The 23,402-nt window shown below is 62.9% G+C and carries 27 protein-coding genes; 6 read left to right on the plus strand and 21 right to left on the minus strand.

Annotated elements, in window-relative coordinates; all coding sequences use genetic code 11:
• Positions 1–30: 30 nt before the first annotated feature.
• The 5 genes from Q4G24_RS08795 to Q4G24_RS08815 all read left to right on the plus strand — a co-directional run bounded on the left by Q4G24_RS08795 (position 31) and on the right by Q4G24_RS08815 (position 6,974).
• Entirely contained in the window at positions 31–1,626 is a 1,596-nt protein-coding gene (locus Q4G24_RS08795; RefSeq protein ID WP_303366145.1) for a bifunctional UDP-sugar hydrolase/5'-nucleotidase, read from the plus strand.
• Positions 1,627–1,780: 154 nt separating this feature from the next.
• Positions 1,781–4,846 carry a DUF4781 domain-containing protein gene (locus tag Q4G24_RS08800; RefSeq protein WP_303366146.1) on the plus strand — a complete coding sequence of 1,022 codons (3,066 nt, stop codon included), beginning with the start codon at positions 1,781–1,783 and terminating at the stop codon, positions 4,844–4,846.
• A 3-nt stretch (positions 4,847–4,849) separates the two neighbouring features.
• The gene (locus Q4G24_RS08805) at positions 4,850–5,395 is read left to right on the plus strand and encodes an SMI1/KNR4 family protein (protein WP_303366147.1); all 546 of its coding nucleotides are present in this window, start codon (positions 4,850–4,852) and stop codon (positions 5,393–5,395) included.
• Positions 5,396–5,663: 268 nt separating this feature from the next.
• Positions 5,664–6,029, plus strand: coding sequence for a hypothetical protein (locus Q4G24_RS08810; protein WP_303366148.1), 366 nt, complete (start codon positions 5,664–5,666; stop codon positions 6,027–6,029).
• Between the two features lie 195 nt (positions 6,030–6,224).
• The gene (locus Q4G24_RS08815; protein ID WP_303366149.1) at positions 6,225–6,974 is read left to right on the plus strand and encodes a hypothetical protein; all 750 of its coding nucleotides are present in this window, start codon (positions 6,225–6,227) and stop codon (positions 6,972–6,974) included.
• A 6-nt stretch (positions 6,975–6,980) separates the two neighbouring features.
• Here the strand turns inward: Q4G24_RS08815 and Q4G24_RS08820 are convergent, their stop codons facing one another.
• The 8 genes from Q4G24_RS08820 to Q4G24_RS08855 all read right to left on the minus strand — a co-directional run bounded on the left by Q4G24_RS08820 (position 6,981) and on the right by Q4G24_RS08855 (position 13,096).
• Entirely contained in the window at positions 6,981–7,388 is a 408-nt protein-coding gene (locus Q4G24_RS08820; RefSeq protein WP_303366150.1) for a hypothetical protein, read from the minus strand.
• 8 nt (positions 7,389–7,396) lie between these two features.
• A complete protein-coding gene (locus tag Q4G24_RS08825) occupies positions 7,397–8,629 on the minus strand; it encodes a type II and III secretion system protein family protein (protein ID WP_303366151.1) in 1,233 nt (410 codons plus the stop codon).
• Positions 8,626–10,686: a type III secretion system export apparatus subunit SctV gene (sctV, locus tag Q4G24_RS08830; protein ID WP_303366152.1), complete on the minus strand. Its 2,061-nt coding sequence runs from the start codon at positions 10,684–10,686 to the stop codon at positions 8,626–8,628. The genes Q4G24_RS08825 and sctV overlap by 4 nt, the downstream gene beginning before the upstream one ends.
• Positions 10,683–11,213: a hypothetical protein gene (locus Q4G24_RS08835; protein ID WP_303366153.1), complete on the minus strand. Its 531-nt coding sequence runs from the start codon at positions 11,211–11,213 to the stop codon at positions 10,683–10,685. The genes sctV and Q4G24_RS08835 overlap by 4 nt, the downstream gene beginning before the upstream one ends.
• A gap of 21 nt (positions 11,214–11,234) precedes the next feature.
• Positions 11,235–11,564: a hypothetical protein gene (locus Q4G24_RS08840; RefSeq protein ID WP_303366154.1), complete on the minus strand. Its 330-nt coding sequence runs from the start codon at positions 11,562–11,564 to the stop codon at positions 11,235–11,237.
• A gap of 63 nt (positions 11,565–11,627) precedes the next feature.
• Positions 11,628–12,575, minus strand: a complete 948-nt coding sequence (locus Q4G24_RS08845; RefSeq protein WP_303366155.1) for a hypothetical protein — start codon at positions 12,573–12,575, stop codon at positions 11,628–11,630.
• Positions 12,576–12,676: 101 nt separating this feature from the next.
• On the minus strand, positions 12,677–12,832 hold the full coding sequence (locus tag Q4G24_RS08850) for a hypothetical protein (RefSeq protein WP_303366156.1): 156 nt from the start codon (positions 12,830–12,832) through the stop codon (positions 12,677–12,679).
• Between the two features lie 15 nt (positions 12,833–12,847).
• Positions 12,848–13,096, minus strand: a complete 249-nt coding sequence (locus tag Q4G24_RS08855) for an EscE/YscE/SsaE family type III secretion system needle protein co-chaperone (RefSeq protein ID WP_303366157.1) — start codon at positions 13,094–13,096, stop codon at positions 12,848–12,850.
• Positions 13,097–13,363: 267 nt separating this feature from the next.
• Here Q4G24_RS08855 and Q4G24_RS08860 point away from each other — a divergent pair, with 267 nt between their 5' ends.
• Positions 13,364–14,377: a hypothetical protein gene (locus Q4G24_RS08860; RefSeq protein WP_303366158.1), complete on the plus strand. Its 1,014-nt coding sequence runs from the start codon at positions 13,364–13,366 to the stop codon at positions 14,375–14,377.
• A 71-nt stretch (positions 14,378–14,448) separates the two neighbouring features.
• Here Q4G24_RS08860 and Q4G24_RS08865 read toward each other — a convergent pair whose 3' ends face one another.
• The 13 genes from Q4G24_RS08865 to Q4G24_RS08925 all read right to left on the minus strand — a co-directional run bounded on the left by Q4G24_RS08865 (position 14,449) and on the right by Q4G24_RS08925 (position 23,397).
• Positions 14,449–15,471, minus strand: coding sequence for an EscU/YscU/HrcU family type III secretion system export apparatus switch protein (locus Q4G24_RS08865; RefSeq protein WP_303366159.1), 1,023 nt, complete (start codon positions 15,469–15,471; stop codon positions 14,449–14,451).
• Positions 15,468–16,322, minus strand: coding sequence for an EscT/YscT/HrcT family type III secretion system export apparatus protein (locus tag Q4G24_RS08870; RefSeq protein ID WP_303366160.1), 855 nt, complete (start codon positions 16,320–16,322; stop codon positions 15,468–15,470). Before Q4G24_RS08870 ends, Q4G24_RS08865 begins: the two co-directional genes overlap by 4 nt.
• Complete coding sequence (sctS, locus tag Q4G24_RS08875; RefSeq protein ID WP_303366161.1) at positions 16,322–16,582, minus strand: type III secretion system export apparatus subunit SctS; 261 nt, start codon at positions 16,580–16,582, stop codon at positions 16,322–16,324. The genes Q4G24_RS08870 and sctS overlap by 1 nt, the downstream gene beginning before the upstream one ends.
• Entirely contained in the window at positions 16,582–17,238 is a 657-nt protein-coding gene (sctR, locus tag Q4G24_RS08880; protein ID WP_303366162.1) for a type III secretion system export apparatus subunit SctR, read from the minus strand. Before sctR ends, sctS begins: the two co-directional genes overlap by 1 nt.
• Before the next feature lie 12 nt (positions 17,239–17,250).
• Complete coding sequence (locus Q4G24_RS08885) at positions 17,251–18,459, minus strand: FliM/FliN family flagellar motor switch protein (RefSeq protein ID WP_303366163.1); 1,209 nt, start codon at positions 18,457–18,459, stop codon at positions 17,251–17,253.
• Positions 18,413–18,958 carry a YscO family type III secretion system apparatus protein gene (locus Q4G24_RS08890; RefSeq protein ID WP_303366164.1) on the minus strand — a complete coding sequence of 182 codons (546 nt, stop codon included), beginning with the start codon at positions 18,956–18,958 and terminating at the stop codon, positions 18,413–18,415. Before Q4G24_RS08890 ends, Q4G24_RS08885 begins: the two co-directional genes overlap by 47 nt.
• Positions 18,955–20,286, minus strand: coding sequence for a FliI/YscN family ATPase (locus Q4G24_RS08895; RefSeq protein ID WP_303366165.1), 1,332 nt, complete (start codon positions 20,284–20,286; stop codon positions 18,955–18,957). The genes Q4G24_RS08890 and Q4G24_RS08895 overlap by 4 nt, the downstream gene beginning before the upstream one ends.
• Entirely contained in the window at positions 20,283–20,885 is a 603-nt protein-coding gene (locus Q4G24_RS08900) for a hypothetical protein (RefSeq protein ID WP_303366166.1), read from the minus strand. Before Q4G24_RS08900 ends, Q4G24_RS08895 begins: the two co-directional genes overlap by 4 nt.
• Positions 20,882–21,541 carry a hypothetical protein gene (locus tag Q4G24_RS08905; RefSeq protein WP_303366167.1) on the minus strand — a complete coding sequence of 220 codons (660 nt, stop codon included), beginning with the start codon at positions 21,539–21,541 and terminating at the stop codon, positions 20,882–20,884. The genes Q4G24_RS08900 and Q4G24_RS08905 overlap by 4 nt, the downstream gene beginning before the upstream one ends.
• Positions 21,538–22,329 carry a type III secretion system inner membrane ring lipoprotein SctJ gene (gene sctJ, locus Q4G24_RS08910; RefSeq protein WP_303366168.1) on the minus strand — a complete coding sequence of 264 codons (792 nt, stop codon included), beginning with the start codon at positions 22,327–22,329 and terminating at the stop codon, positions 21,538–21,540. The genes Q4G24_RS08905 and sctJ overlap by 4 nt, the downstream gene beginning before the upstream one ends.
• A gap of 67 nt (positions 22,330–22,396) precedes the next feature.
• The gene (locus tag Q4G24_RS08915; protein WP_303366169.1) at positions 22,397–22,732 is read right to left on the minus strand and encodes a hypothetical protein; all 336 of its coding nucleotides are present in this window, start codon (positions 22,730–22,732) and stop codon (positions 22,397–22,399) included.
• Positions 22,726–23,073, minus strand: a complete 348-nt coding sequence (locus Q4G24_RS08920) for a hypothetical protein (protein WP_303366170.1) — start codon at positions 23,071–23,073, stop codon at positions 22,726–22,728. The genes Q4G24_RS08915 and Q4G24_RS08920 overlap by 7 nt, the downstream gene beginning before the upstream one ends.
• Before the next feature lie 102 nt (positions 23,074–23,175).
• Complete coding sequence (locus tag Q4G24_RS08925; protein ID WP_303366171.1) at positions 23,176–23,397, minus strand: hypothetical protein; 222 nt, start codon at positions 23,395–23,397, stop codon at positions 23,176–23,178.
• Between the last annotated feature and the right edge of the window lie 5 nt (positions 23,398–23,402).

Here is a 23,402-nt window from a genome sequence, read left to right on the forward strand (position 1 = left end):
TGCGGTCATCATTAAACCCGGAGGTCATCCATGCGGAACCGTCTTATGCTGTCTGCCGCCGTTCTTGCGCTTGGCGCGGGGGCTGCGCAGGCCGATTTTACCCTGCACGTCCTGCATACCAACGATTTTCACAGCCGCATCGAATCAATCAACAAATATGACAGCACTTGCGATGCCGAGACCGAAGGCAAGGGTGAATGCTTTGGCGGTATCGCGCGGATGGCCTCGGCGGTTAAATCGCTGCGCGATCAGCTTGGTGGCGAAAACGTGATCCTGCTGGATGCAGGGGACCAGTATCAGGGCAGCCTGTTCTATACGACCTATAAAGGCAAAGATACGGTCGAGTTTATGGACCTGCTGGGCTATGACGCCATGGCGGTTGGCAATCACGAGTTCGACGATGGTCCCGAAGGGCTGGCGGTGCTGGCCGATGGCGTCAGCTTCCCGGTGATTTCAGGCAATATTGACGTGTCGCAATCCAACGTGCTGGCGGGCAAGGTGCCGCATAGCACGGTGCTGGAAGTCGGCGGCCAAAAGATCGGAATTATCTCGGCGCTGGCAACGGATACACCGGAAACCGCCTCGCCGGGTAAGTCGGTGATCTTCGGCGACGACATCGACAGCCTGAAAGGGCAGGCGCAAGCGATGGCGGATCAGGGTGTTGATAAGGTCATTGCGCTGACCCATGTCGGCTATCTGCGCGATCAGGAAATCGCTGCGCAAGTGCCGGGTGTGGATGCGGTGATCGGCGGCCATTCGCACACGCTTTTGGGGGATATGGACGGGGCCGAAGGGGCCTATCCGACGATGGTTGCAGGCGCGGATGGGGCACAGGTGCCGGTGGCGACGGCCTATGCCTATGGCAAATATCTGGGCCATCTGACCCTGACCTTTGATGACGCGGGCAATCTGAAATCGGCAACGGGCGCACCATTGCTGCTGGACGCCTCGGTGCAGCCCGATGAGACCGTGGCCGCGCGCGTGGCGGAACTGGCCGGACCGCTGGAGGAGCTGCGCCAGAAGGTCGTGGCCGAGACCAAGGCCCCCATTGGTGCTGACCGCGCCGATTGCCGGGCCAAGGAATGTGAAATGGGCGTGCTGGTCGCGGATGCGATGCTGGATCGGGTCAAGGATCAGGGCGCGACCATTGCCATCCAGAACGGCGGTGGCTTGCGGGCCTCGATTGACGCCGGGCCGATCACCATGGGCGAAGTCCTGTCGGTGCTGCCGTTCCAGAACACCCTGTCCACCTTTACCTTGCCGGGCGCGGGTGTGGTCGAGGCACTGGAGAACGGTGCCAGCCAGATGGAAGAAGGCGCGGGCCGGTTCTCGCAAGTTGCCGGGCTGCGCTATACGGTTGATCCGGCATCCCCCGCAGGCAGCCGCATCAGTGATGTGCAGGTGAATGAGGGTGGCGAATGGCAACCGATCGACCCGGCCAAGGATTACATCGTCGTCAGCAACAACTATATGCGCGGTGGCGGTGATGGCTATGCGGTCTTTGCCGAAAAGGGCAGCAACGCCTATGATTTTGGCCCTGATCTGGCCGATGTTCTGGCGGAATATCTGGCAAAGCAAGGCCCGGATTATGCGCCACAACTGGATGGGCGCATCACGGTGAAATAAGCCCGCGACATTGCAAAGCCCCGGATGCCATCGCGCATCCGGGGCTTTTTTGCATTTTAGGGTGATGTTTCGGCGGCTTTTCGCCAGCCGTCAAGAAATCATCCCGCTGTCATATTCGTGACATCCTGCCGGGTCATGGTCAGAGCAACTCTGCATGTTCGCCATCAGCCAAGGCTTTGTTTTCATGTATATGATCGACAAAACCCGGAATGCTCGGCCCATCATTCCTGCTGTCCAGAAAGCTGTTTCGGTTCCATCTGCACCCTCTGTTGAAACGGCATCTGCAAAAGCCGGTCCTCAGGTTGCGAATGTCGCGGCCAAGCCGCCTGCACCCGTATCTTCGCCGGCCACGCCCGAGCGCAAGGCGCAAATCGACAACTGGCTGAACGAAAATGCGACTGCCGAAAAGTCGGTGCTTGTGCTGTTTAACGACCAAGAGGGCGGCAAGCGTGTCGGGCAAGCCCTGCGCGGTGAATCGGATTTGGGCCAGTTGACGACCGCCGAGCGTGATGCGCTGGCTGAAAGTGCCGTGCAGGCATGGCGTAACCAACCCAATCTTGCCGTCCGCAGCGAGAACATCCGCGAAGCTGTGGCAGAGGTTCGGCATGATCCGGTGGCGCGTGCAGCTCTGGCGCGGGGCTTGGCTGGACCCGAGCTTGCGGCCCAAGAAGTTTACGCACAGGGCGGCAGCATTATGACTTCGGTCGGGGATGGTGCGGTGCGCCATCAGATGTTGCAACAGGCGCTGCAACTGGACTCCACAGCGGTCATTGGTGCGGCCGAGGGGGTCGAACCACAACTGGCCTCGATCCTGCCACATATGCCTGCTACGACTCGACAAGCGGTCTGGTCGGTGCTGGCGGACCGTGACCGTCTGGACCCAGCGCAAGCCGAGCGGATGGCCACCGCCGCTTTCATGTTCGAGGATGGCAAGGCCCTGACTACGCAGCAGGGGCAAAGCGATTTCGCGGCTGCGATTGCCAATGCGCGCGCGCCCGGAAACAGCGATGCCGACCGGATCCGGCGTGAACAAATGACACGCGATCTGGAAACCGCGCTGGCCGACCGTGATACCCGTAACATGCTGTTCGCGCAGGAAACCCCACCTGAATTGCGGGTATGGGCGCTGGATCACATTGCCGGCGATGGCCGTTGTTGCCGTCCTGCCGATGCGCTGAAAGGCGGTTGGGAATCCGAGGGTATTTCCAAATCCTATGCTGAACAGGCAACCGAAGCCTATCGCGCCCGTGGCTCCGAGCCGCAGGAACTCTCGGGTGAGGCGCTGCGCAATATCGTCGGGCAGGCGATGGGGATGTCGCCGGATGCGCTGCCGCAGGATGGTCTAAGTGAGGCATGGCTGGAACGCGGGCTGGAGAACCGATTCTACAGCAATAGCCCGGCCAATGCTGCGCTGGACAAGCTGGCCGATCAGATCCGCGCCGTCGGCGGTGAGGCCGCGCAGGTGACGGTTGTGCCGGTGACCGTCACCAGCAAGGATCAGGGTGCCGCAGTTGTTCCGGTATTCCGCGTCGAAGATCCGCAGGGTGGACCGGCCCGTTTTGTCGATCACAGCGGCCGCAGCTATCGTGACCTGAACGATTGGGATGAGAACAGCACCCTTCCGAAAGGCAAGATGACCTATGCGCAGGGGTTGGACCTGTCGGCTTCTGAGCTGACGCATCGCAATACGCCGGGCGTGGTCGATAGCTTTGCCGAAGGTTTCGGTCAGGTGGTGGATGCCGTCGCCATGGGGGCGGGGATCGTCGCCGGGGTTGCGCTGATCGCCGGGACTGGCGGCACAGCCACACCATTGGTTGTCGCAGGGGCTTCGGCCTTGTGGATGACAGGACGTGCCGGGCAAGAGCTTTATGACAAGGCCACCCATGGCGAGGATATTCTGGACCTGTCCAATCCTTCGGTGCGGGGGAACTGGCTGGAGGTCGCCGCAGGTGTGCTGTCCGTCGGAGCCATTGGCGGGGCGTTGAAACTTGGCGCAGCAGGGGCAAAAATCACGCCGGGCATGGCGCGGATGGTGGCAGGCGTCAGCTATGCCGCGGATGCTGCCGATGCGCTGACCATTCTGGATCAGTCCGTCCAGCTTGGTCAGAATTGGGATAAGATGTCCGGCGCGGACCGGGCCGGGGCGCTGTTGAACATTGCTTTCTGGGGCGGCATGGGGGTTGCCTCGCATGTGGCTGGCACGCGGGCGCGTAACTTTGCCGATCTCGATGCCGATCTGCGTGTGCGTGGCATGGCGGGCGGTGATGTGCCGCTGCAAAACAATACGAACCTGGCGCCGGGTGGAATCCGCATTGCCTATGACCTTGACGCCAGCGGCAAGCGGGCAAGCAATATCCAGATCGAAACCGGACCTGGCGCAATCGACCCGCAGGCACTGGATCGCCATATCCACATCGCAGAGCAGATGCAGGCCGCGGGAGGGTTGCGTGACCGGCTGAACCGGCTGCTGACCGGCAAACAGACGCCTGAACCCGGTTCTGCCGCATGGGAAGCCTGGTTGGAGATTGCCAAAATCGAAACCGAAGTGCTGACATTGGCCAATGCCGCCACGGATGGCAGTCTGGACCCGGCTACGCTCGCAACCCGTCAGCGCGAACTGGATCAGGCATTGATCCGCGAACAAGCCCGGCTGGAGACCGGCGGCAGCATCGGGCAGGGCTTTGTCGCCGCCCCTCGTTCGTTGGATGATCTGCTGACCTATTACACCGAAACCGGCGATATTACGCGCGGCATCCCCGCAACCGTCGCAGCGATTGACACCCCCCTTGCCAATGCCAGCGCACATATCGACTATGGCAGCGTGAACGCAGCGGGTCAGGCGCAGGGTATCAATGCCGTGATTACCAAAGATATACTGAATACGGGGACAGGTGCAAAAGGTGCAATCCGGCCTCCGGGATATGTGCATGGTGATGACAACCATTCACGCGGGCATTTGCTGGCAAAAATGCTGGGTGGAAGTGGGAGCGATCCACGCAATCTGGTTATGCTGTATCAAAGGGATACCAACTCGCCCGTGATGAGGGATTTTGAAAGAAATGTCTATGATGCAGTTGCGGCGGGGGAAGTGGTGAACTATCAGGTGACCCCTATTTATGAGGGTGGTGTGGATTATCCTGTTTCAGTTGCCTTTCAGGCAAGGGGAAGCGACGGATTGGATGTTTCCATTACGATAAATAATATTGATAAAGGGAAGTGATCTATGGACTGGATGGCTGAACTTTCTCAAATCATGCCGCCTCCAGCGTTGGAAGATCGCCGGGGCGGAACGTCGCTGGAAGATTGGAGGAAGTTAGAGCAAGAAATGGGGATCGGGTATCCGGCCGATTTCAAGGAATATGTAAATATTTGGGGTAAGGGATATATCGGACAATTTTTTTATATGTTCTCACCAACATCAGATACAAGCGCATCCCTTCTTCCTCACGCCTCGACCAGCGCCAGTGAAGCTTATGCAATCTTGAAGTTACACAACCCGAAATATTTTCATTATCCAAACTACCCCGAGAATGGCAGCATGTTGATGGGGGGGCGGACGGATAACGGGGATTATTTGGGGTGGATTATTGACCATGACCTGCCGCCTGAACAATGGTCTGTTGCCATTTGGGATGATGAAGAGGATATTCGCAAGCTGGAAGGCGTCAGTTTTGGACAGTTTATCGTTGGTGTGGTGAAGGGTGATATTCGCCCCGAGGAGTTCCCGGATGATATATGGGATACGGTTCCGCTGTCGTATCATCCTTAACAGGAGTGTTTGATGTGGCCGCAGGAATTGTGGAACGGTTAAGGGAAGTCTTGTCTCAAACCCGTGGCATATTTTGGGCGAGAAAGCATATAGATTGGATCGTTGAGCTTTCTCAAATCATGCCGCCTCCCGCGTTGGAAGATCGCCGGGGTGGCACGTCGCCTAAGGATTGGGCGGAGTTGGAACGGGAAATGGGTATAAAATATCCAGCCGATTTCAAGGAGTATGTGAACATTTGGGGAAAAGGGTATATCGGTAGCTTTTTTATATGTTCTCACCTACATCGGAAAACAACACGTCTTTACTTCCTCATGCAACAATCAGCGCCAGTGAAGCCTATGCAATATTAAAGCGGCACCATCCTACACAACTGATCCATCCCAACTATCCCGAGAGTGGCAGTATGTTGATGGGAGGTCGAACGGATAACGGGGATTATTTGGGTTGGGTCATTGACCGTGACCTGCCACTTGAGCAGTGGGCTTTTGCTATTTGGGGACATGAAGAAGATGTCCGCAAACTGGAAGGCGTCACTTTTGGGCAATTTATCGTTGGCGTGGTGAAGGGTGACATTCGCCCTGAGGAGTTCCCAGACGATATATGGGATGCGGTCCCGCTATCGTATCAGCCTTGATGGGCAGATGTTAACCTATCTTGGTGGTCGAGCGACAAGAAGATTGCGTTGCTGCCGATTGCGCCGCTGAGGATGCTTCCGATGGGAGCTTAAAAATCTCCGCTAAACCCACCTCTTTACTTGAATGTCACCCAGTTTTCATGCAGCTTATCGCTGCGCCTTATGGTGCGTGTTTTGACGACGATAGGCTGAGCCATGACCCGCAAGATTTATCTTAATACGCCCCATTGTTTTCGCTTTATGATCGCCGGGGGGGCGGTTTTGGCATTGACGGCCTGCACCGATCCCAATTTCGGCATGTCGGAAACCGTGACCACAACCGCTGCGCAGCGGGTTGGGATGCTCAAGGCGGAATTGCGGACCCGGCCGAATGATACAAAGGTTCTGGCTGAAATCGGCAAGATTTATGCCGATCAAGGGTTCTGGACCGAAAGCATGGGGGCCTATCGTGAAGCGCTGATCGTCAGCCCCGGCCAGCGCGATTTGGTGCTTGGCTATGGCCGGGCGCAGCTTGCGCTTGGTGATTATGCCGGGGCGCTGCAATCCAGCAATCAGGCAGGCGGCGGTGATGTTGATGTGCTGTTGTTGCGCTCGGGTGCGCTGGCCGGGCTTGGCCAGTTGGCAGAGGCGCGGGCGCATCTGGATGTGGCGCAGGCGCTGAACCCGCGCGATCTGGATGTGCGCAGCAATATCGCGCTGGTCGCGGCGCTGTCGCGTGATCCGCAGGCTTATGCAATTTCCCGCGCGGTGGCCTTTGCACCGGATGCACAGCACCGCCATATCCGCAATATGATTCTTGTCGGCGGAATCACCGGCTATGATGGCAATGCACGTTCCGATGCGGAACAGCGCGGCATGGACCCGTCCGAGATTAGCGAGATTCTGGCCGTTGGCCGTCGGGCGCGGACTCAGGGGATGCGTGCTTTTACCGTTCTGGCAAGCTGACAGAAATCAGCCGCCGTAATAAGGATCAGCCGGGGTTGTCGGGTAGATCACCGCCCCACGAGAGGGATAACGGCTGGTGCTGCCGGCTGGCAGGCTTGCCGCCGTTCCGCCGATATAGCGATCCGCCGCGCGACCAACCGGACCTGCCGGGGCCGGGCCGGGGTTGCGTGGGTCCACCAGATCCGAAGGGCGGGCGATCTGTCGGGCAAAAACCACATCGCGCTGACAAGCCGAGGGTGCCGATGAATAGCCCGATGGCTGCGCGATATTACAGGCAACCGCCTGCACCCGGCCAAAATCATCATAGGCATAGGCCGGATCAGCGGCGCGGCGGATCACATTGCCCTCCTGAATGAAGGGGTCATTGCATCCGGCCAGCAGCAGAACAGACATGAAAACAAGATGGCGGGTCATCGGGGGTCTCATCTGGTGATAAATCCGACAGAGCGTTGCGGTGCCGGGCGTTGGCTACGGGCTTCGGTCGCATCCTGCGCACCGGCCAGATAGGGGGTAATGAAAATCATCAGCTCACGCTCGCTGCGGGTGCGCGAATTGCGACCAAAAATTCGGCTCATCCCCGGCACGCCGCTGCTGCTGCTTTCGGAAAACTGCTCATAAAGACCGGCGATGGCGAAACTTTGGCCGCTGCCGACCTCAACGATGGTGTCGGCGCGACGAACCGAGACCCCCGGAACCTGAAACCCGTCCACGGAAACTGAGTTGGTCTTGTCCACAAAGCTGACTTCAGGGCGGACGTGGACCGCGATGCGGTTGCCGGGCAGGATGGTCGGGGTAAAGTCGATCGACACCCCGTATTCCTTGAACGCTGCCGAAATCACCCCGTCGCCCTGATTGATCGGATAGGCGAACTCTCCGCCAGCGCGGAAACTGGCGGTCTGGCCGGAAACGGTAGTCAGTGTCGGCTCGGACAGGATTTGCACCACGCCGCGTTGTTCCAGCGCGTCGATCAGCGTATCGATGGTAAAGCTGCCGGCGGTGGCGCGTCCTCCGGCGGCGGGACCGCTGATCGCGCCGCCATCCAGAAACCCGGTTGGGTCGCCAAGCCCTGTCACCACCCGCAGCGGCCCGCCAGCCGAGCGACCTAAAGCCGCCAGATCGACGCCAACCCGGCGCAGGTCGCTGCGGGACGCCTCGACAAAGCGGACGCGTAGGGAAACCTGCGTGGCCCCGGCGTAGGTGCTGTTGTCTATAACTGGCACGTCTTGCGCCTCCAGCGCGCTGCGCACCGCACTGGCCGAGCGTGCTGCGCCAATGTCCTGCGCTTGTCCCGAAATCACCACGGCGTCGCCCTGATCGTGCAAGGACAGCCCTGGACCAAGCAGCGACTCTACCCGCCCGGTGCCGCGCCGGACGGTGACGGCAAAGTCGATCATGGTGCGGTCCTGCATATCACGCACGATGATATTCGTGCGTCCCTGCGATACGCCGGTAATATAGATCGAGGTGGGCGAGGATGCCTGAACATCAGCCACCATGGGATCGGCCACAAAGACATTTGCTGCGCCTTCGGGCAGGTTAAAGGCGCGGCCCTCACCCTCGGTCAGATTCAGCACGGTATTGGCGGCGGCGCTCAGAGCAAGAATCAGAACCAGCAGCGCGGACAGGGCGAATTGGCGAAGAAACGTAGCGGTCATTGAATCGACATCATGGCAAGAGGTTGAACCTTATAGTTCGGGGCGACTTCTTTATGGGACAGAACGGGCAGGTCCATGTCGTGATTGGTCAGAAAGCGGCGCAGAAAGCGGCGCACATCCATGGCCGCGATGAAAACCGGCATCCGGCTGTGATCCGATAAATCGCCCATGGCAGATTTCATAACATCCAGAAGGCGGCGGGATTGCTGTGCCTCCAGCGCCAGATAGACGCCGGACGGGGCCTGCCGGATTGCACCGCGAATGGCCTCCTCAATGTCGGCCTCGATCACATAGGCGGCAATCATGCGGTCGGTATCAGCATATTTATGGCTGATCTGCCGGGCCAGCGCGGCGCGGACATATTCCGCCAGCAGGTCGGTATCCTTTTCACGCGGCGCCCATTCCACGATGGTTTCCAGCATGATGCGCAGGTTGCGCACGGGGATTTCTTCTTCGACCAGACGACGCATGATGGCGGCGATCTTCTGCACGGGAAGGGCTTTTTGCGCCTCGGTCACAAGGCTTTCATAGCGGCTTTCCATTGCCCCCAGCAGCGCGCCGACCTCTTGCACCCCCAGGAATTCGGCAGCGTGGCGGGGCAGGCGGGCGGTGGCGATGGCGGCCAGCGCCTGTTCGGCGGTCTGGAACCGGACCCCGGCCTTGCGCAGCGCCGGGGCGGTTTCGGGATCGGCCCACCAGCTTTGCTGCTCGGCGGCCGATAGCGGTGCATTGGTCAGGTTCAGGCCAAGGATACGCGCAGCATCAGGCTGATCCAGCAAGCGCAGGCGGGCAGGAGGGATGGCCCCTTCGGCCACCGGCACATTCTCGACCCGCAATTGCCAGCGGTCGGTGGGCAGTTCCGGGTCGCTGGACAATTGCAGACGCGGAAAAGGCACGCCCAATTCCTCGAACAGCCGGGTGCGTTCGCGCAGGGCAGCGCGGTCAAAGGCCCCACGCTGCAACCCTTGCGCGACCTCGGTGCCGACGGTCAGTTGAATCGGTGACATCGGCACCATCATCAGGTCGGTGCGACCAACAGCGGTTGGGCTGTCCTCACCCAACGGATCGCCCTCATCGGCCCTTAGCCGCACCTGTCGCGCGATCCACAGGCCCGAGCCGCCGATCAGCGCCGCCAGCGCCAGAAAGGTCAGCGTTGGAAAACCGGGGATAAAGGCAAAGCCCACCATGACCAGCCCCGCCACCTGCATGGCGCGGGGGCTGGTTCCGATCTGCGTGGCAATATCACGGCCAAGATCAAGCGATTCCGAATGGGTAATCCGGGTGATGACCACACCCGAGGCAATCGCCATCAGCAGCGCCGGGATCTGGCTGACCATGCCATCCCCTACGGTCAGCACGGAATAACGGTTCAGCGCCTCGCCAAAGGGCATCCCGTTTTGGCCGACGCCGACGCCAAGCCCGCCAAGGATGTTCACCGCAATGATAATCAGCCCGGCGATGGCATCGCCTTTGACGAATTTCATCGCGCCGTCCATCGAGCCGTAAAACTCGGATTCCAGTTGCAGCCCTTCGCGGCGGCGGCGGGCTTCGGCCATGTCGATTTCACCGGCGCGCATGTCGCTGTCGATAGACATTTGCCGCCCCGGCAGCGCATCCAGCGAGAACCGGGCGCTGACCTCGGCTACCCGCTCGGCGCCTTTGGTGATGACGATGAACTGCACGATGGTGATAATCAGAAACACCACGATTCCGACCACAAGCGAACCGCCAAGCACAAAAGTGCCGAAGGTCTCGACGATCTGCCCGGCATCGGCTTGCAGCAGGATCATCCGCGTGGTCGAGATGCTGATGGCCAGTCGGAACAGCGTCGCAAACAGCAGGATCGCGGGCAGGGTGGAAAAGCTGGTCGGGTTGCGCAGGTAAACGGCAACAATCAGAATCAGGATCGACAACGACATATTCGTGCCGATCAGAACATCCAGCAGCCATGTTGGCAGCGGCAGGATAATCATAAAGACAATCAGCACCAGCAGCAGGATCAGCGCCAGATCCTGCCGCATGGCGATGCGCCGCAGCATATGGGCCAGAAGATTCATGGCAGAATATCCGTTGCAGGCGTCTCGGGGTCCGGCGGTGCCAGTTCCAGCGCATGATCCAGTGCGGCCCGCGCGGCCTGACGGTCGCCAAGACGCTCATACACGCGGGCGGTCAGATAATGACGGGCCGCCAGATGCGCGGACTGTGGCGGGCTGTCCAGATGTTGCTCGGGCTGGTCAAAGCGGCTCAGCACCGCCAGCGCCTGACGCGGATCACCAGCCCGCAGCAGCGCCTCGGCCACCAGCAGCACGGTTTGCGGGCGCAGATCGCCCATTGCCATGGCTGCCAGCGCCAGAACCATAGCCCGTGCGGCATCGGCATGGCGCAGATAGACCAGTGCCAGCGCCGCCAGATGACGCCCATGCCGGGCCGTATCAGCATCGGCCAGCACGTCCGATGCGCTGGCGGCGGCCTCTTGCAATTCAGGATAGGCCCGCAACCCGTCCAGCACCTCTTGCGCGGCAGCGGCGGGCACGGTTTCGGCACGTTTGGCCGGGGGCTGAGGCTGAGGGGAATAAGCAGTCACGTCGTTAATCGGTCCACCGGGTTACTGGCTGCCAAGGTCAAGAACGCGGGCCAGCTTGTGCCGCTCATCCTCGATCACGGCGGCGACCAGACGCCCAAGCCCCGGCACCGCACGATCCGCCATCGGCGCAAAGCGATGGGCGGCCTCCAGCGCCGCGACCAGTTCGATGGTGGGGGGCAGTTCAGCACGGCCAAGGCTGTCCTGCATCATCGTATCCAACCCACGCAGGGGCGCATCCCCCGCCTGCTGATCGTCGCGGGGTTTGATCTCGGGCTGCGCCATCGGGGCAACCGGCTGGCGGCGTGCGCTGGCCGGGGTCTGCACCAGCCCGGTTGCAGATTGCGGGCGCAATGCCGGTTGCGGTCGTGTTGTTTGCGGGGGTAGGGTGGGTTTCAACGCGGGGCGTCCTTGTTCTTAATAGCGAATATCAACCTGCCGCGTGTCGCGGCTGAGGCTGATGCGGCCCGAGGTGATGCGGTTCACGGTCCAGCCATCGGCGGTGCGGTCGCCTTCGCGCAGGGTTTGGCCTGTCTTGGTGCGCAGCTCCGGGTGGCCGCCAAGCCAGACCGAGGCCACCGCCAGCGCGGGCGCATCGGCACCATTGGCAATATCGACGATCAGCGGCAGGCTGCGGCCAAAATCGGTCTCGAACTGGCTGCGCAGCTCGCGCCAATGGGGGGCCTTGTCTGCGGGCATCACCCCCGACACCCGCAGCACGCCGTCGCTGGGGGCGACGTGCAACCCCTCCAGCCCGGCTGCTGCCAGTCTGATGCGCAGGGCCTCGGCAGCGTCGCTCTGGCAGGTGCCGATACAGGCGGTCAGCCGCGGCGAGGTTGCCTGCAACGCCCCTGCGGTTATCTGTGGCGGCGCGGTTCCGGTTGCCGCCTGTATCGGGGGATGAGGGATGGCATCAAGCCGTGCAGCCTGTGCCTCCAGCCCCGGCAGCCGTGCTGCGCCGGGCGGTATCTGCACGCCGATCAGCAGTCCGGTGCCAAGCGTCACCGCGGCCAGCAGCACCGCCATGCGCAGGGGCATCCGGCTGGCCATATCGGGCCGGGTGCGGCTGATGGCAATGGTGGTGTCCTGCGTCAGCCGCAGCATTGCCGGCAGCGTTCCAATCCGGGCCTGCCCGTCCGGCAAGGTCTGCGCATGGCACCCGCCCATCAGGCTTATGCCCGCGCCCCGCGCCTGCATCCGCAGGCGCTGGTCTTTCAGCGTAACGGTCATCGCTCCGGCAGGAACACCCTCCAGAATAATGTCATCATCAGGGCCGCCGCCAATTCGGCAGCGTCCACCCTTCAACGCCGCTGACGCGCCGGCATGTGGTCCTGTCAGCACCGTCAACAGGAATGTATCGGTCATTGCAGCATCCCCCCTTATGCGACGTTGCAGACCCGCCGCAGAACCTGCGGCAACCGAAAGGAAAAAGGGCGCGACACCGCCACGCCCTTTTAAAAGGGCGATCAGCCGTTCACCTTGTCCCAAGCTTTTTTCGAAGCGTCCTTCGCCGCCATAGCGGTGTTGAACATCAACGATTGCTTGTTGATTTCGGTTTGAGTGCGCAGGGCTTCCTGCTGCATGGACTTCATTTCAGCGAGAGATGCACCGACGTCAGCCATGATTCTTCTCCATTATCAGGTTGAGGTTTGGTCTTCGTTGATAGTTGCCCACAGCTTCGGCAGCGCGTCGATGCCAGCATCATACGCCTGAGCGAGAAGGGACAGCCGGGCATACTCGTCTGTGCTGACCCCACGACCCATTTCCATGGTCACACGCCCTTTACCCACCGTAAGCCGTTCCGTCAGACGCCGCAGCTCTGCCCCGTCGGGGTCATTCGCCAGGCGCCGGTCCAGCTCGACGATCTCGATATTGCGATCGGACATCGAAACCTCCTTAGTCGCGGGTCACACCCGCTTCGTCCAGGGGGCAGACTGGCGGTGGACTGTGACAGTTCAGTGAAGGATTCGGCAAAGTTTGGCGACGCCACCGCAGCATTTTGTCCACTTGCGAAAAGCCGCCGGAATGGGCCGGGTGCCGTGCGGAAATCCGCCTTGCGTCATATTTCTGACGCAATCTGGCGGCAGGCTGGAGGCGCTGGCGACGTGAATCACACACAAGCCCCATCTTTGGGGGCAAGAGGGGTGTATGCTATGAACTTCCTTTCAATTCTCACGATGCAGATGCCGCGCGTGATGATGCCGCAGCCAATCGGGTTGAATAACAACGGCGTGCAGAATGGTGGCAACAATCTGGCCACGATGCTTCAGGGGCTGGCCGATGTGTTCCAGGGCCTGTCCGAGATGATCGGCGGCGGCGCTGCGCGCAACACGAACACGAGCAACAGCTTTACCGGCGTGATGGTCGGGTCTGGCTCGACGAGCAATGCTGGCCTGGTGTCTTCGGACGCTGCCCCGATTGCGGGCAAGGCGCGCATCTGGGGCGACCCGCATTTCATCGGTGCCGATGGTGGCAAGTTCGACGTTCAGGGGCAGGCGGGCAAGACCTATAACCTGCTGTCGGACAAAGGTTTCCAGATGAACGGTCGCTTTGACCAGTGGCGTAACGACCCCAAACAGACCGTGGTTGGCGAGGTCGGCATTACCGCTGGTTCCAACTATATCAACGTGTCCAAGACCGGCAAAGCCGTGGTCAACGGGCAAGAACTGAAAGACGGCCAGCGCGTTCAACTGCGTGATGGCGGTTATGCTGAAAAGCGCGGCAAGGATGTGATCGTCAAGAAAGGGGAATGGGAGGTCAACTTCCAGACCAAGGGCGACCATATCAACATGGACATCAAGACCGATAACGCGATTGCCGATGGCGTCCGTCCGCATGGTCTGATCGGCCAGACCTTTGACGGCGACGGCAAAGCCCGCAACGGCGACAGCTTTGCCGGTGCGCAGGGTGGCGGCGCGATTGAGGATATTCACGGCAATATCGTTGCCCGTGGCGATAAAACCGCGATCACCAGCTATGAGGTCGATGCCCTTTGGGACACGACTTTCCGTCACCACAACCGCGATTATGCGGGCCAAAGCGCCTATGCGGATGCCTCGCGCAACACCATGCAGATGTTGATGATGACCAGCTTCAGCACGCTGGCCAACAGCTTGTTCAGTAATCAGAACCAGTGGGGCTGGGGCAACTCGTCCTATCGGTTCTGATACCTGCCTGTCCGCTGATGAAAGGCCCTGCCGTCTGGTGGGGCCTTTTGCGTTTGCGGGCAAGTGTGGGGCTATTGCAGGTGCGAGGCAATGGCGGTGATCTGATCATCGTCGGTGATATAATCACCGACCGCCTTGCCAGTCAGAGCCTTGACCGCCGCGCTGTCCCAACTCACCCGCAGATCGCGGCGGGTGCTGATGGCGCGGCTGATCGCCTCGGCACCGCGCATCCGCATCACCAGCAAGGGCGCGGGCATGTCATCCTGAACCCAGCGAATCGCGACTGCGTTGCGGTTGCCGTCGCGGATAATCGCGGTGGCCTGCGCCATGCCGGCAGGGCGTTCGACCATATCGCGCCGGGTCTGGCTCAGTTGCCCTTTCATCAGCGGGTCGCCGTCCTGTTCCTTGAACTCGCGCTTTAACTCGGTGATGGACATGCGCTGTTCACGCATGAACTCGAACCGGCTGACCATGTAATCCAGCAGCGCCGCAAGAGTCAGAATGGCGGTCAGCCCGACCAGCAGCGGCATCAGAATATTGTCGACGACACGGCCCGCGCAGTCCAGACCGCAGGGCGGCGTGGGCAACAGCGCCCCGATCTGGCCGCGCAGCATGACAAACAGCAGCGCCCCCACGGCGCAGACCCGAATCAGGTGCATCAGGAACTTGACCCATGCCGCGCGGCCGAACAGCTTTTTGAATCCCTTGGCCGGGTTCAGCTTGTTGAAATCAGGAATCAGCGGATGGGTCGAAAACAGCGGCCCGCCCGACACCGCCATACCCATCAGCACCACCAGCACAATGACCATCACAATCACCGGCGCGACCAGACCGATGGCCAGATCCAGCGCCAGCCGCGCCTGCGCCGCAAGATAGGGCCAAAACGGCAGATCCTGCGGCGGGGTGACGGTGAACAGTTGCGTCAGATCGTGCCAGATCGCATGACGCCTTGCGAACAGATACAGCAGCACCGCCAGCGTGCTGACCGAGGCCAGCGCCTCGCGTGAGGTGACGACCTGACCTTTTTGCCGCGCTTTTTTCAGTTTTTGGCGGCTGGGTGGCAAGGTCTTTTCTTCGGATGAAACGCCGCTCATGGGGTGGCCTTGGGGAAAAAGCCGCGCAGGGCTTCGGGACCAAGCGCCGGGCTGGACAGCAGCGTGACGGCATAGCCGGCCAGCATGACCGCTCCCAGCAGCATCAGCAGAACGTGGACCCCCTGTTTCACCGACATGGACAGGAACATCGCATTCAGTTGCGGCATGTATTTGGTTGCGACCACGATGGCGATTTCCGTCAGCAGCAGCGGCACCACCACCGGCAGCGCCAGCAGCACGCCGCTGCGCAGCAGGTGATCCAGCAGCGCCAGCACCTGACCCGCCAGCCGCGCATCGACCGGAGGCAACGGCTGGAACAGGCCGATCACCGCGTAACTGCGCAGCAGCGGGCCGAACAGCGCCTGCGTCAGCGCCCCTGAGGCCGCAAGCACCAACAGACAGACCAGCATCAGAAAGGTGCCGCTGACCGAGGCTTCTCCGCCCGCGCCGGGGTCGATCAGATTGGCCATGCTGGCGCTGCGTTGCTGGTCGATCAGGTCGCCAGCGGTCTGTGCCGCCCAAAACGGCAGCCCGGTCAGCAGCCCCATCAGCGCGCCAACCACCAGTTCCCGTGCGATCAGGCCGGGGATGCGATCAGGGCTGGCAAGTCCGGGGTCAGCGGCCAGCGTTGCCAGAGCGCCCGGCAGCACCGGGCAGCACATGGCGACGATCACCGCTCCGCGCAGATAGCCGGTGTTCAGTTTGAAGCGGCCAAAGATCGGTTGCAGGGCAATGAACCCCAGAGGCCGGGCGGCCACCAGAACCAGCAGGATCAGCATATGCCCCATCTGATCCGGCGCGGTCAGTCGCTCCAGCAGGGGCAGCGATTCGGGTAGCGGCGCGGGCCACATCAGCGCCCGCTGCCTGCAATGCGCGAAAACACATCATCGGCAAAGCCGACAAGCTGGCTGGTCAGCGCCGCGCCAAGCACCATGATCGTGATTGCCACCGCCACCAGCTTGACCGCGTGGGGCAGGGTCTGGTCCTGAATCTGGGTCAGCGCCTGAATCAGCCCGATCAGCAGCCCGACCGCGGTGGCGGCAATGATAACCGGCAGGGAAAGCTGCATCACCAGAACCAGCGCGTGATTGAGCGCCTCATACAGCACCATCAGGCGGCCCCCACATAGGACATGACCAACCCATGTGTCAGCCGCGACCAGCCATCAACGGCCACGAACAGCAACAGCTTGAACGGCAGCGAGATCACCATGGGCGACACCATCATCATGCCCATGGCGGTCAGGATATTGGTGATCACAAGGTCGATCACGATAAAGGGCAGATACAGCAGCACGCCGATTTCAAAGGCGCGGGTCAGTTCGGCGGTCACAAAGGCCGGGGCCAGAATAAACAGGTCGGATTCGCCCGGTGTTACGGTGCCGCCTGCGTGCATTTCTTGCGCGGCTTGCAGGAAAAAGGCGCGATCCTCGGGGGTGGTGAACCGGGTCAGAAAGGCCCGCACCGGCTCCAGCCCGCGCTGGATCATCTCGGGCCATTGCGCCGGATCGGACAGGGCCGAAAGCCCGCTTCCCTGATCGGCAACTGCGGCGTAAGATGCCACCATCACCGGCGACATCACATAGCCGGTCAGCACGATGGTGACGCCATACAGCACCAGATTGGGCGGCGTCTGCTGCACCCCCAGCGCCGAACGCACCAGAAACAGCACAACCGCGATTTTCACAAAGGCAGTCAGGCTGACGACGACAAAGGGGACGATCATCAGCCCGGTGGCGGCGATCAGCAGGGGAAAGGGGCTGTCCATGAGTGCCGCCCGTCAGCCTTCGCCAAAGATGCGGCGGATCTCGCAGGCTTTTTGCCCGGCTACGGTAATGATCTCGCCCTGACCAATGACCTGACCGTTGACCACAATGTCGATCAGCGCGCCTTCGGGCCTGTCCAGCGTGACGATGGTGCCGGGACCGGCGGTGCGCAGATCGGCCAGCGGCATCAGCGCCTCACCGATGCGAAAGGACAGCCGCATTTCCAGCGCCTCAAGCGCAGGAGCCTGCGGAGGTGCTGCTGCCGGGCTTTCTGCTGAAACAGGGGCAGGGGTGGCAGGCTGCTGCTCGGCGTCGTTGGGCAGGGGGGTGTTGTCGGTGGTCATGCGGTCCTCGTGCAGATTGGCGGGCAGGGGCGTGGATTGTTGCGGGCGGCGCGGGGTCAGAGCGGCCAGCATCCGCCAGCGCCGTGCAGTATCCGGGGCGGCGGCGGGTATGTCGTTGGGTTCCGCCATCACAGGTGCGATCAGCCGGTTTTCCACGACCACCCGCAGCGCACCGGGGGTTGGGTCAGCCTCAAGCAGCAGCGCATCGCCGGGGCGCAGGCTTTGCAATTCGGCCAGAGACAGGCGCAGGCTGTCCATCTCGATGGCGATGCGCAGCATCATGCCTGCCAGTTCCGGGTGCGGTAATTGCCAGCGGCGCATCGCCGCCGCCAGCCGTTCCGCTGCCGCAGGTGACAGGCGCAGCGCCAGAATGGCGCGGGCTGCCGGGGGCGGCGTTTCGATGACCAGCGCAACGCTGATGGCGTCAGGGATCGGCAGATGCGGACCAAGCCCAAGAAAGCGCAGCGACAGTCCGGTCAGCGCCTCGGCCGCGTCCAGCCAGTCCGCGAGGGCATCTTCCAGCAACAGCGCGGCATCTGCGGGTGCTGCGGCATCAAGCGCCTGTCCGCACAGCCGTCGCAGCAGCGATGGGGGCAGGGAAAGCGCGGCGGCCTCGCCGTCAATTTCCAGTGCCAGCCACAGGCTGTCTGCGGCCTCCGGGCGCGGTGGCCCGATCAGCGCCTGCACCCGCCCGGAAGCACAGGCGATAACCAACGGTGCATGACGGCGGCACAGCGCATTGCGCAGGCTGGCCTGTCGGTGGTTCAGCGCGACGGGCCGCGCCGTCGCCTGAGGGGCCGGGGCGAGGCCGGGAAAAGAGGCCCGCCGCAGGTCAAGACCCAAGGCCGGTTGTGCCATGCTGTTGTCTGAATGGGTCATTACGCACCCCCTCCTTGGGATAATGACATTCTGCGGCCTCGGCCTCGTCGGCCTGTTCGCGCAGCCGTTGCCGGGTTTCGGCCAAGGGCAGTCGCAAGCGGTGGCGCTTGTCCAGCACCTTCTCGGTTGCGGCCAGCGCAGCACGGGCCTGATCCAGCGCGGCGCGGGCATCGTCGATTCTGCGGGCGGCTTCGGCGACTGCGGCTTCGGCCTGTGCTTCGCGCTCGCGGTCAGCGGCAAAGGTGGTCAGCACGCTGTCCAGCGCGCCGCGCAATTGCGCAGACCCCAGCATCGGATTGCGCAACGCCACCCGCCGCGCGGCCTGTTCCTGCGCCAGTGCATCGGCCTGCGCTCGCGCCGCGTCACGGGCGGCAACCGCATCGGCCAGCGCCGTGCGGGCGCGGGCAACGCCGCGCAGGGCAAGGTCGCGGCGCAGCCCGGCCAGCCGGATCAGCGCATCGGTTTGCGACAGGCGACGGGTGATTTGCGTCAGGCTCATGCCAGCCCCCCAAGCGCCGCCAGCGCGGCGCGGGTTTCGGCCAGTGTGCTACGGTCATCGGTGGACTGCCGCAGGAACGCCTCGGTTGCGGGACGGCTGGCGATGGCGGCATCGGCCAGCGCATCCGCGCCGGGCTGATATTCCCCGACTTGCAGCAGGATGGAAATGTCTTCCAGCTTGGCCAGCCGGGCCAGAACCGTCTGGCTGGCGGCGATCTGTTCGCGCGGGGCAACCGCCGACATGACCCGGCTTTTCGAGCGCAGCACATCAATCGCCGGGTAATGCCCGGCAGCAGCCAGATCACGCGACAGGATGATATGGCCATCGAGCAGGCTGCGCATTTCATCGGCCACCGGGTCGGCTGCATCGTCGTCGCCTTCGACCAGAACGGTATAGATGGCGGTGACGGCCCCTTCGCGGGTGCGGCCCGGACGTTCGACCAGCCGGGGAAGCTGCGCAAAGACCGAGGGCGGAAAGCCGCGCCGCACCGGCGGTTCCCCTGCGGAAAGGCCGATTTCACGCAAAGCGCGGGCGACGCGGGTGGCGCTGTCGATCAGCAGCAGAACCCGCATCCCCTGCGCCCGAAATGCCTCGGCGGCGGCGGTGGCGGTCAGGGCCGCGCGCAACCGTTCGGTGGCGGGCCGGTCCGAGGTTGCCACCACAACCGCAGCCCGGTAACGGCCTTCGGGGCCAAGGTCGCGTTCCAGAAACTCGGCCACCTCGCGGCCACGCTCGCCAATCAGGCCAAGCACAATGGCGTCGGCCTCGGCCCCGCGGATGATCTGTGACAGCAACGTTGATTTGCCGACCCCCGCAGCGCCGAAAATACCGATGCGCTGACCTTGCCCCATGGTCAGCATCCCGTCGATGGCCCGTAAGCCGGTGACGAAAGGCGCGTCGATCACCGGGCGATCCAGCGGCGCGGGCGGGTCGGCCTGCAAAGGCGTGTCGCGGGCAATCGGGGCGCCGCCGTCCAGCGGGTTGCCAAAGGCGTCGATCACCCGCCCCAGCAGGGCCATGCCTGACGGGCCGCGCGGCTCGGCCCCGGTCGGGATCACCTCGGTCCGGCCCGACAGGCCGCGCATGTCCCCCGCCGGGGCCAGAATCGCCTGTTCGCCATCGAAACCGATGATCTCGGCACTCATTTCAACGCGGCTGACGGGATCACGCAGCAGACATTCCTCACCGATGCGGCCATCGGCCAGATGAGCATGAATGACGCAGCCGGAAATCCGCGTGACCCGCCCGCGCAGCTCGACCGCTGCAACCCGGCTGGCGCGGGCGCGCAGGCTGGCGGCAAGGCTGTCATCCGGCAACGCGGGCATCATTCGTCCCCTTTCGGATTACCGGCAGGTGCGGTGGGCAGCGGTTCCCACGCGCGCAGAGCCTGATCGGTCAGCGCCGCCAGACCAATTTCAGCACTGCCGTGATCGCTGGTCAGCACCGCGCGACCGGGTTCCAGCGCCGGGTCGCGGTGCAGCCCAATGATTTCCGGTCCATCTCCGTCCAGATCATTCACCGCGCGTTCCACCGCCATCACGCTGTCGGGCGCGGCAAAGATGCGCCCGCGCCGGTGGTCGCGCATCTGTCGCAGGGCCGTCAACGCGGCGCGATAGGCGGCTTCATGCGGTTCGACCTCGCCAATGATCCGGCGCACGGTCATGGCGACCAGCCGGGCGAGTTCAGGCTCCAGCGCGGTCAGGCGACGCTGCGCGGCGGCCTCGGCCTCGGCCAGAACGCGGGCGGCGGTGCGGGCCGATTCACGGAAGGCGCGGTTGCGGGCCTCGGACAGCACGTCGCGTTCCAGCTTTTCCACCTGTTCGCGGCTGGCAAGCCGGTGCTGTTCGGCATCATGCAAGATCGAATCGGCCTGTCGCAGACGGCCAACCTCGTCACGACGCAGGATGCGGGGGCTGCGGTCGGTCATGGTTTGCCCCTTTGTCCAAAGGCGTCCATTGCCGCATCCAGCGCCGCCTGCGGGCGGTCTGCGCTGGCGTGCCGTGGCTGCGTCAGCGGCAGAACCTGCGGCTTGCGGCGGCGCAAGAGCGGCTGACGGCGGCGTGCCGGGGGCTGTGGCTGTGGCTGAGCAGGTGCATCCAGAACGGGCGTATCCGTAAGCGGGACGCTGGCGCCGAACTCTTGCGCCAGCGGGGCGGGCAAGGCACCAAGCCATGCCGCCCTGATCTGCGATTGTGCCAGTTCCAGCCGCTCAGGCAGAGGCTCGCCCGCAGGTGGTGCGGACAGATGCCGATGGTGGAGTGCAAAGCGGCGGGCCTGATCGCTGACCAGCCCGGCTTGGGCTGCCCGCGATTCGGGGGTGATGGCCTGTGCCAGATCATGCCCGACCAGCGCCGCGGCAGCCGCTTCCAGAACCTCGCCTGCTTGCTGCGGCGGCAACAGCAGCAAGACCAGAGCCGGGGCCTGCATGTCGAGGTCATCCGGCAGAAGCGGCAGACCATGTGCCAAACGCCCGGCGACCCGCCCCAGGGGCGCCACTCCCGCCAGCCGTTGCGCACCGCGTCGGTTGTTCAGCGCCACTCGGTCGCGCGCGACCTGCACCAGATCGGCACCGGGGCGGCTCATGGCTGACCCTCGCCCGGACTGTCAAAGCCTGTATCACGACGCTGCGCCAACCGCGCCCGAAGCATCGGCCAGCCCGCCAGCCCAAATCCCGCCAGTGCCAGCGCCGCCAACCCGCCAAACATTGCCCATAACCGGCTGGCGCTGGCCGGATGAACCCAGACGCCAAGCACTTCGCTCAGTGCCGGAGCGTTGCTTTGCGTGGGGGCGGTTTCGGTCGCGGGAACCATCACCACGGTGATATTGTCGTAAAGCAGCCCTTCGATCGAATTTGCGACCAGCAGCTTGATCTGCGCGCTGTAGTTTTCCACATCGGACCCGGCCGCATAGCGCACGAAAACCGAGGCTGACGAAGGTTTCACATCCCGCCCCAGCATATCCGATTGCGGCAGCACGACATGGATGCGGGCCGACAGCACCCCGTCGATCTCGGCAATCGTGCGGGATAACTCCTGGCTGAGCGCATAGATCAGCCGGGCGCGTTCCTCGGTTGGCGAGCTGACCAGACCTTCCTTTTTGAACACATCGCCCATGCTGGCATATTGCCGGGCGGGCAGGCCGCGCGCATTCAGGACCGCCATTGCATCGGCAAAGCGGGCCTCATCCACGCTGACGCTGATGCTGTTGGCGCTGCCGCTTTTCGAGGCCGGGATGCCCGCGCCAATCAGCGCGGCGACCATCTCGTTTGCCTCATGTTCGGTCAGGCCCGTGTAAAGATTGGCTTTGCAGGCGGTAAGGGCAAGGGTCAGGCAAAGCATGGCCGCAAGGCGGCGGGTATGGGTCAGGGTCATATTGGAAATCCAAACCCGGCAGGTCGCGGGCTGGCTGTCCTCGGTGGTGCATCGCGGCCCGACGGCCTTATGCGCCCTTCAGAAAGCTGTTGAGATTGTTGCCAAGCGTCTGAGAAATCGACGTTGCCATCGAAAACTGCATGATCTGGTGCTGGACCTGCAAGGCGGTGTGATAGCTGTCTTGCAGCGCCCGCACCTGCTGGGCCATGTCCGTCGCGGGGCCTGCACCGGCGGGGGGCGCGACCTGCGTCTGAATGGTTTGGGCGCTGGCGGCGAAATCCATATGCATCTTGCCGAGACCCTTCAGCGCGTGTTGCGCCAGATCGCTCAGCATTGGCTGTTCCGTGCCGCTTTGCAGGGCCGGGGCCGCCGCATTTCCCATTGCCGTGACCGAAGTTACCATATCGCGTTCCTTTGTGCCGCTGTGCTGCTTGTCGTGACCATCGCCTGCCATCCGGGGCTGCCACCGCCGCCGCCCGCAAGGCCAAGGCCAAGCGCCGACAGGCTGAAGGGTCCGAATGGCATGTCGATAGTCAGGGAGAGCCGCCCCGGCTGGTCAGGCCGGGACCGTTTCACGCGCGGTCCGCGTGCGACCGCCGCTGCAAGGCGGCGGAAGGGGTTGGCCCGCAACCGCGCCCCGGCCGCCGTGCGCGCCATCCGGCGGCGCAGGATCGCACGCAGCGCCGCCGCGATGTCCTTCGCGGGGCCGGTGGTCCTTTCGGCGGTTTCAGTTTGGGCGCTCATGGGCCGGAAATCCTTGTGCTTTCTGTTCGTCTGTCGGGTGGGGTGCGGGGGAAGGCGGTCGGCGTTGCTGGCGACCGGAAAGCCGCCTTCCGCCCGCAAGGATCAGTAGTTCTTGCCTCCGCCGATCCCGCCGGCCAGGCTGCCCATCATGCCGGCAAAGTTCAGTACGCCCGAGGCCATGCCAAGCGGCGGGAACACCATCTTCAGAAGCCCGCCCAGCGGCGAGTTCAGGATGCCGCCAAGCGCCTTGGCTATCTTGCCGATGCCGCCAAGCGCCTTACCGATGCCCCCAAGGGCTTTACCAATTCCACTAAACAGTCCCATCTTCA

This window comes from Paracoccus sp. (in: a-proteobacteria) (genome assembly GCF_030538695.1).
In the GTDB taxonomy this organism is placed as follows: domain Bacteria; phylum Pseudomonadota; class Alphaproteobacteria; order Rhodobacterales; family Rhodobacteraceae; genus Paracoccus.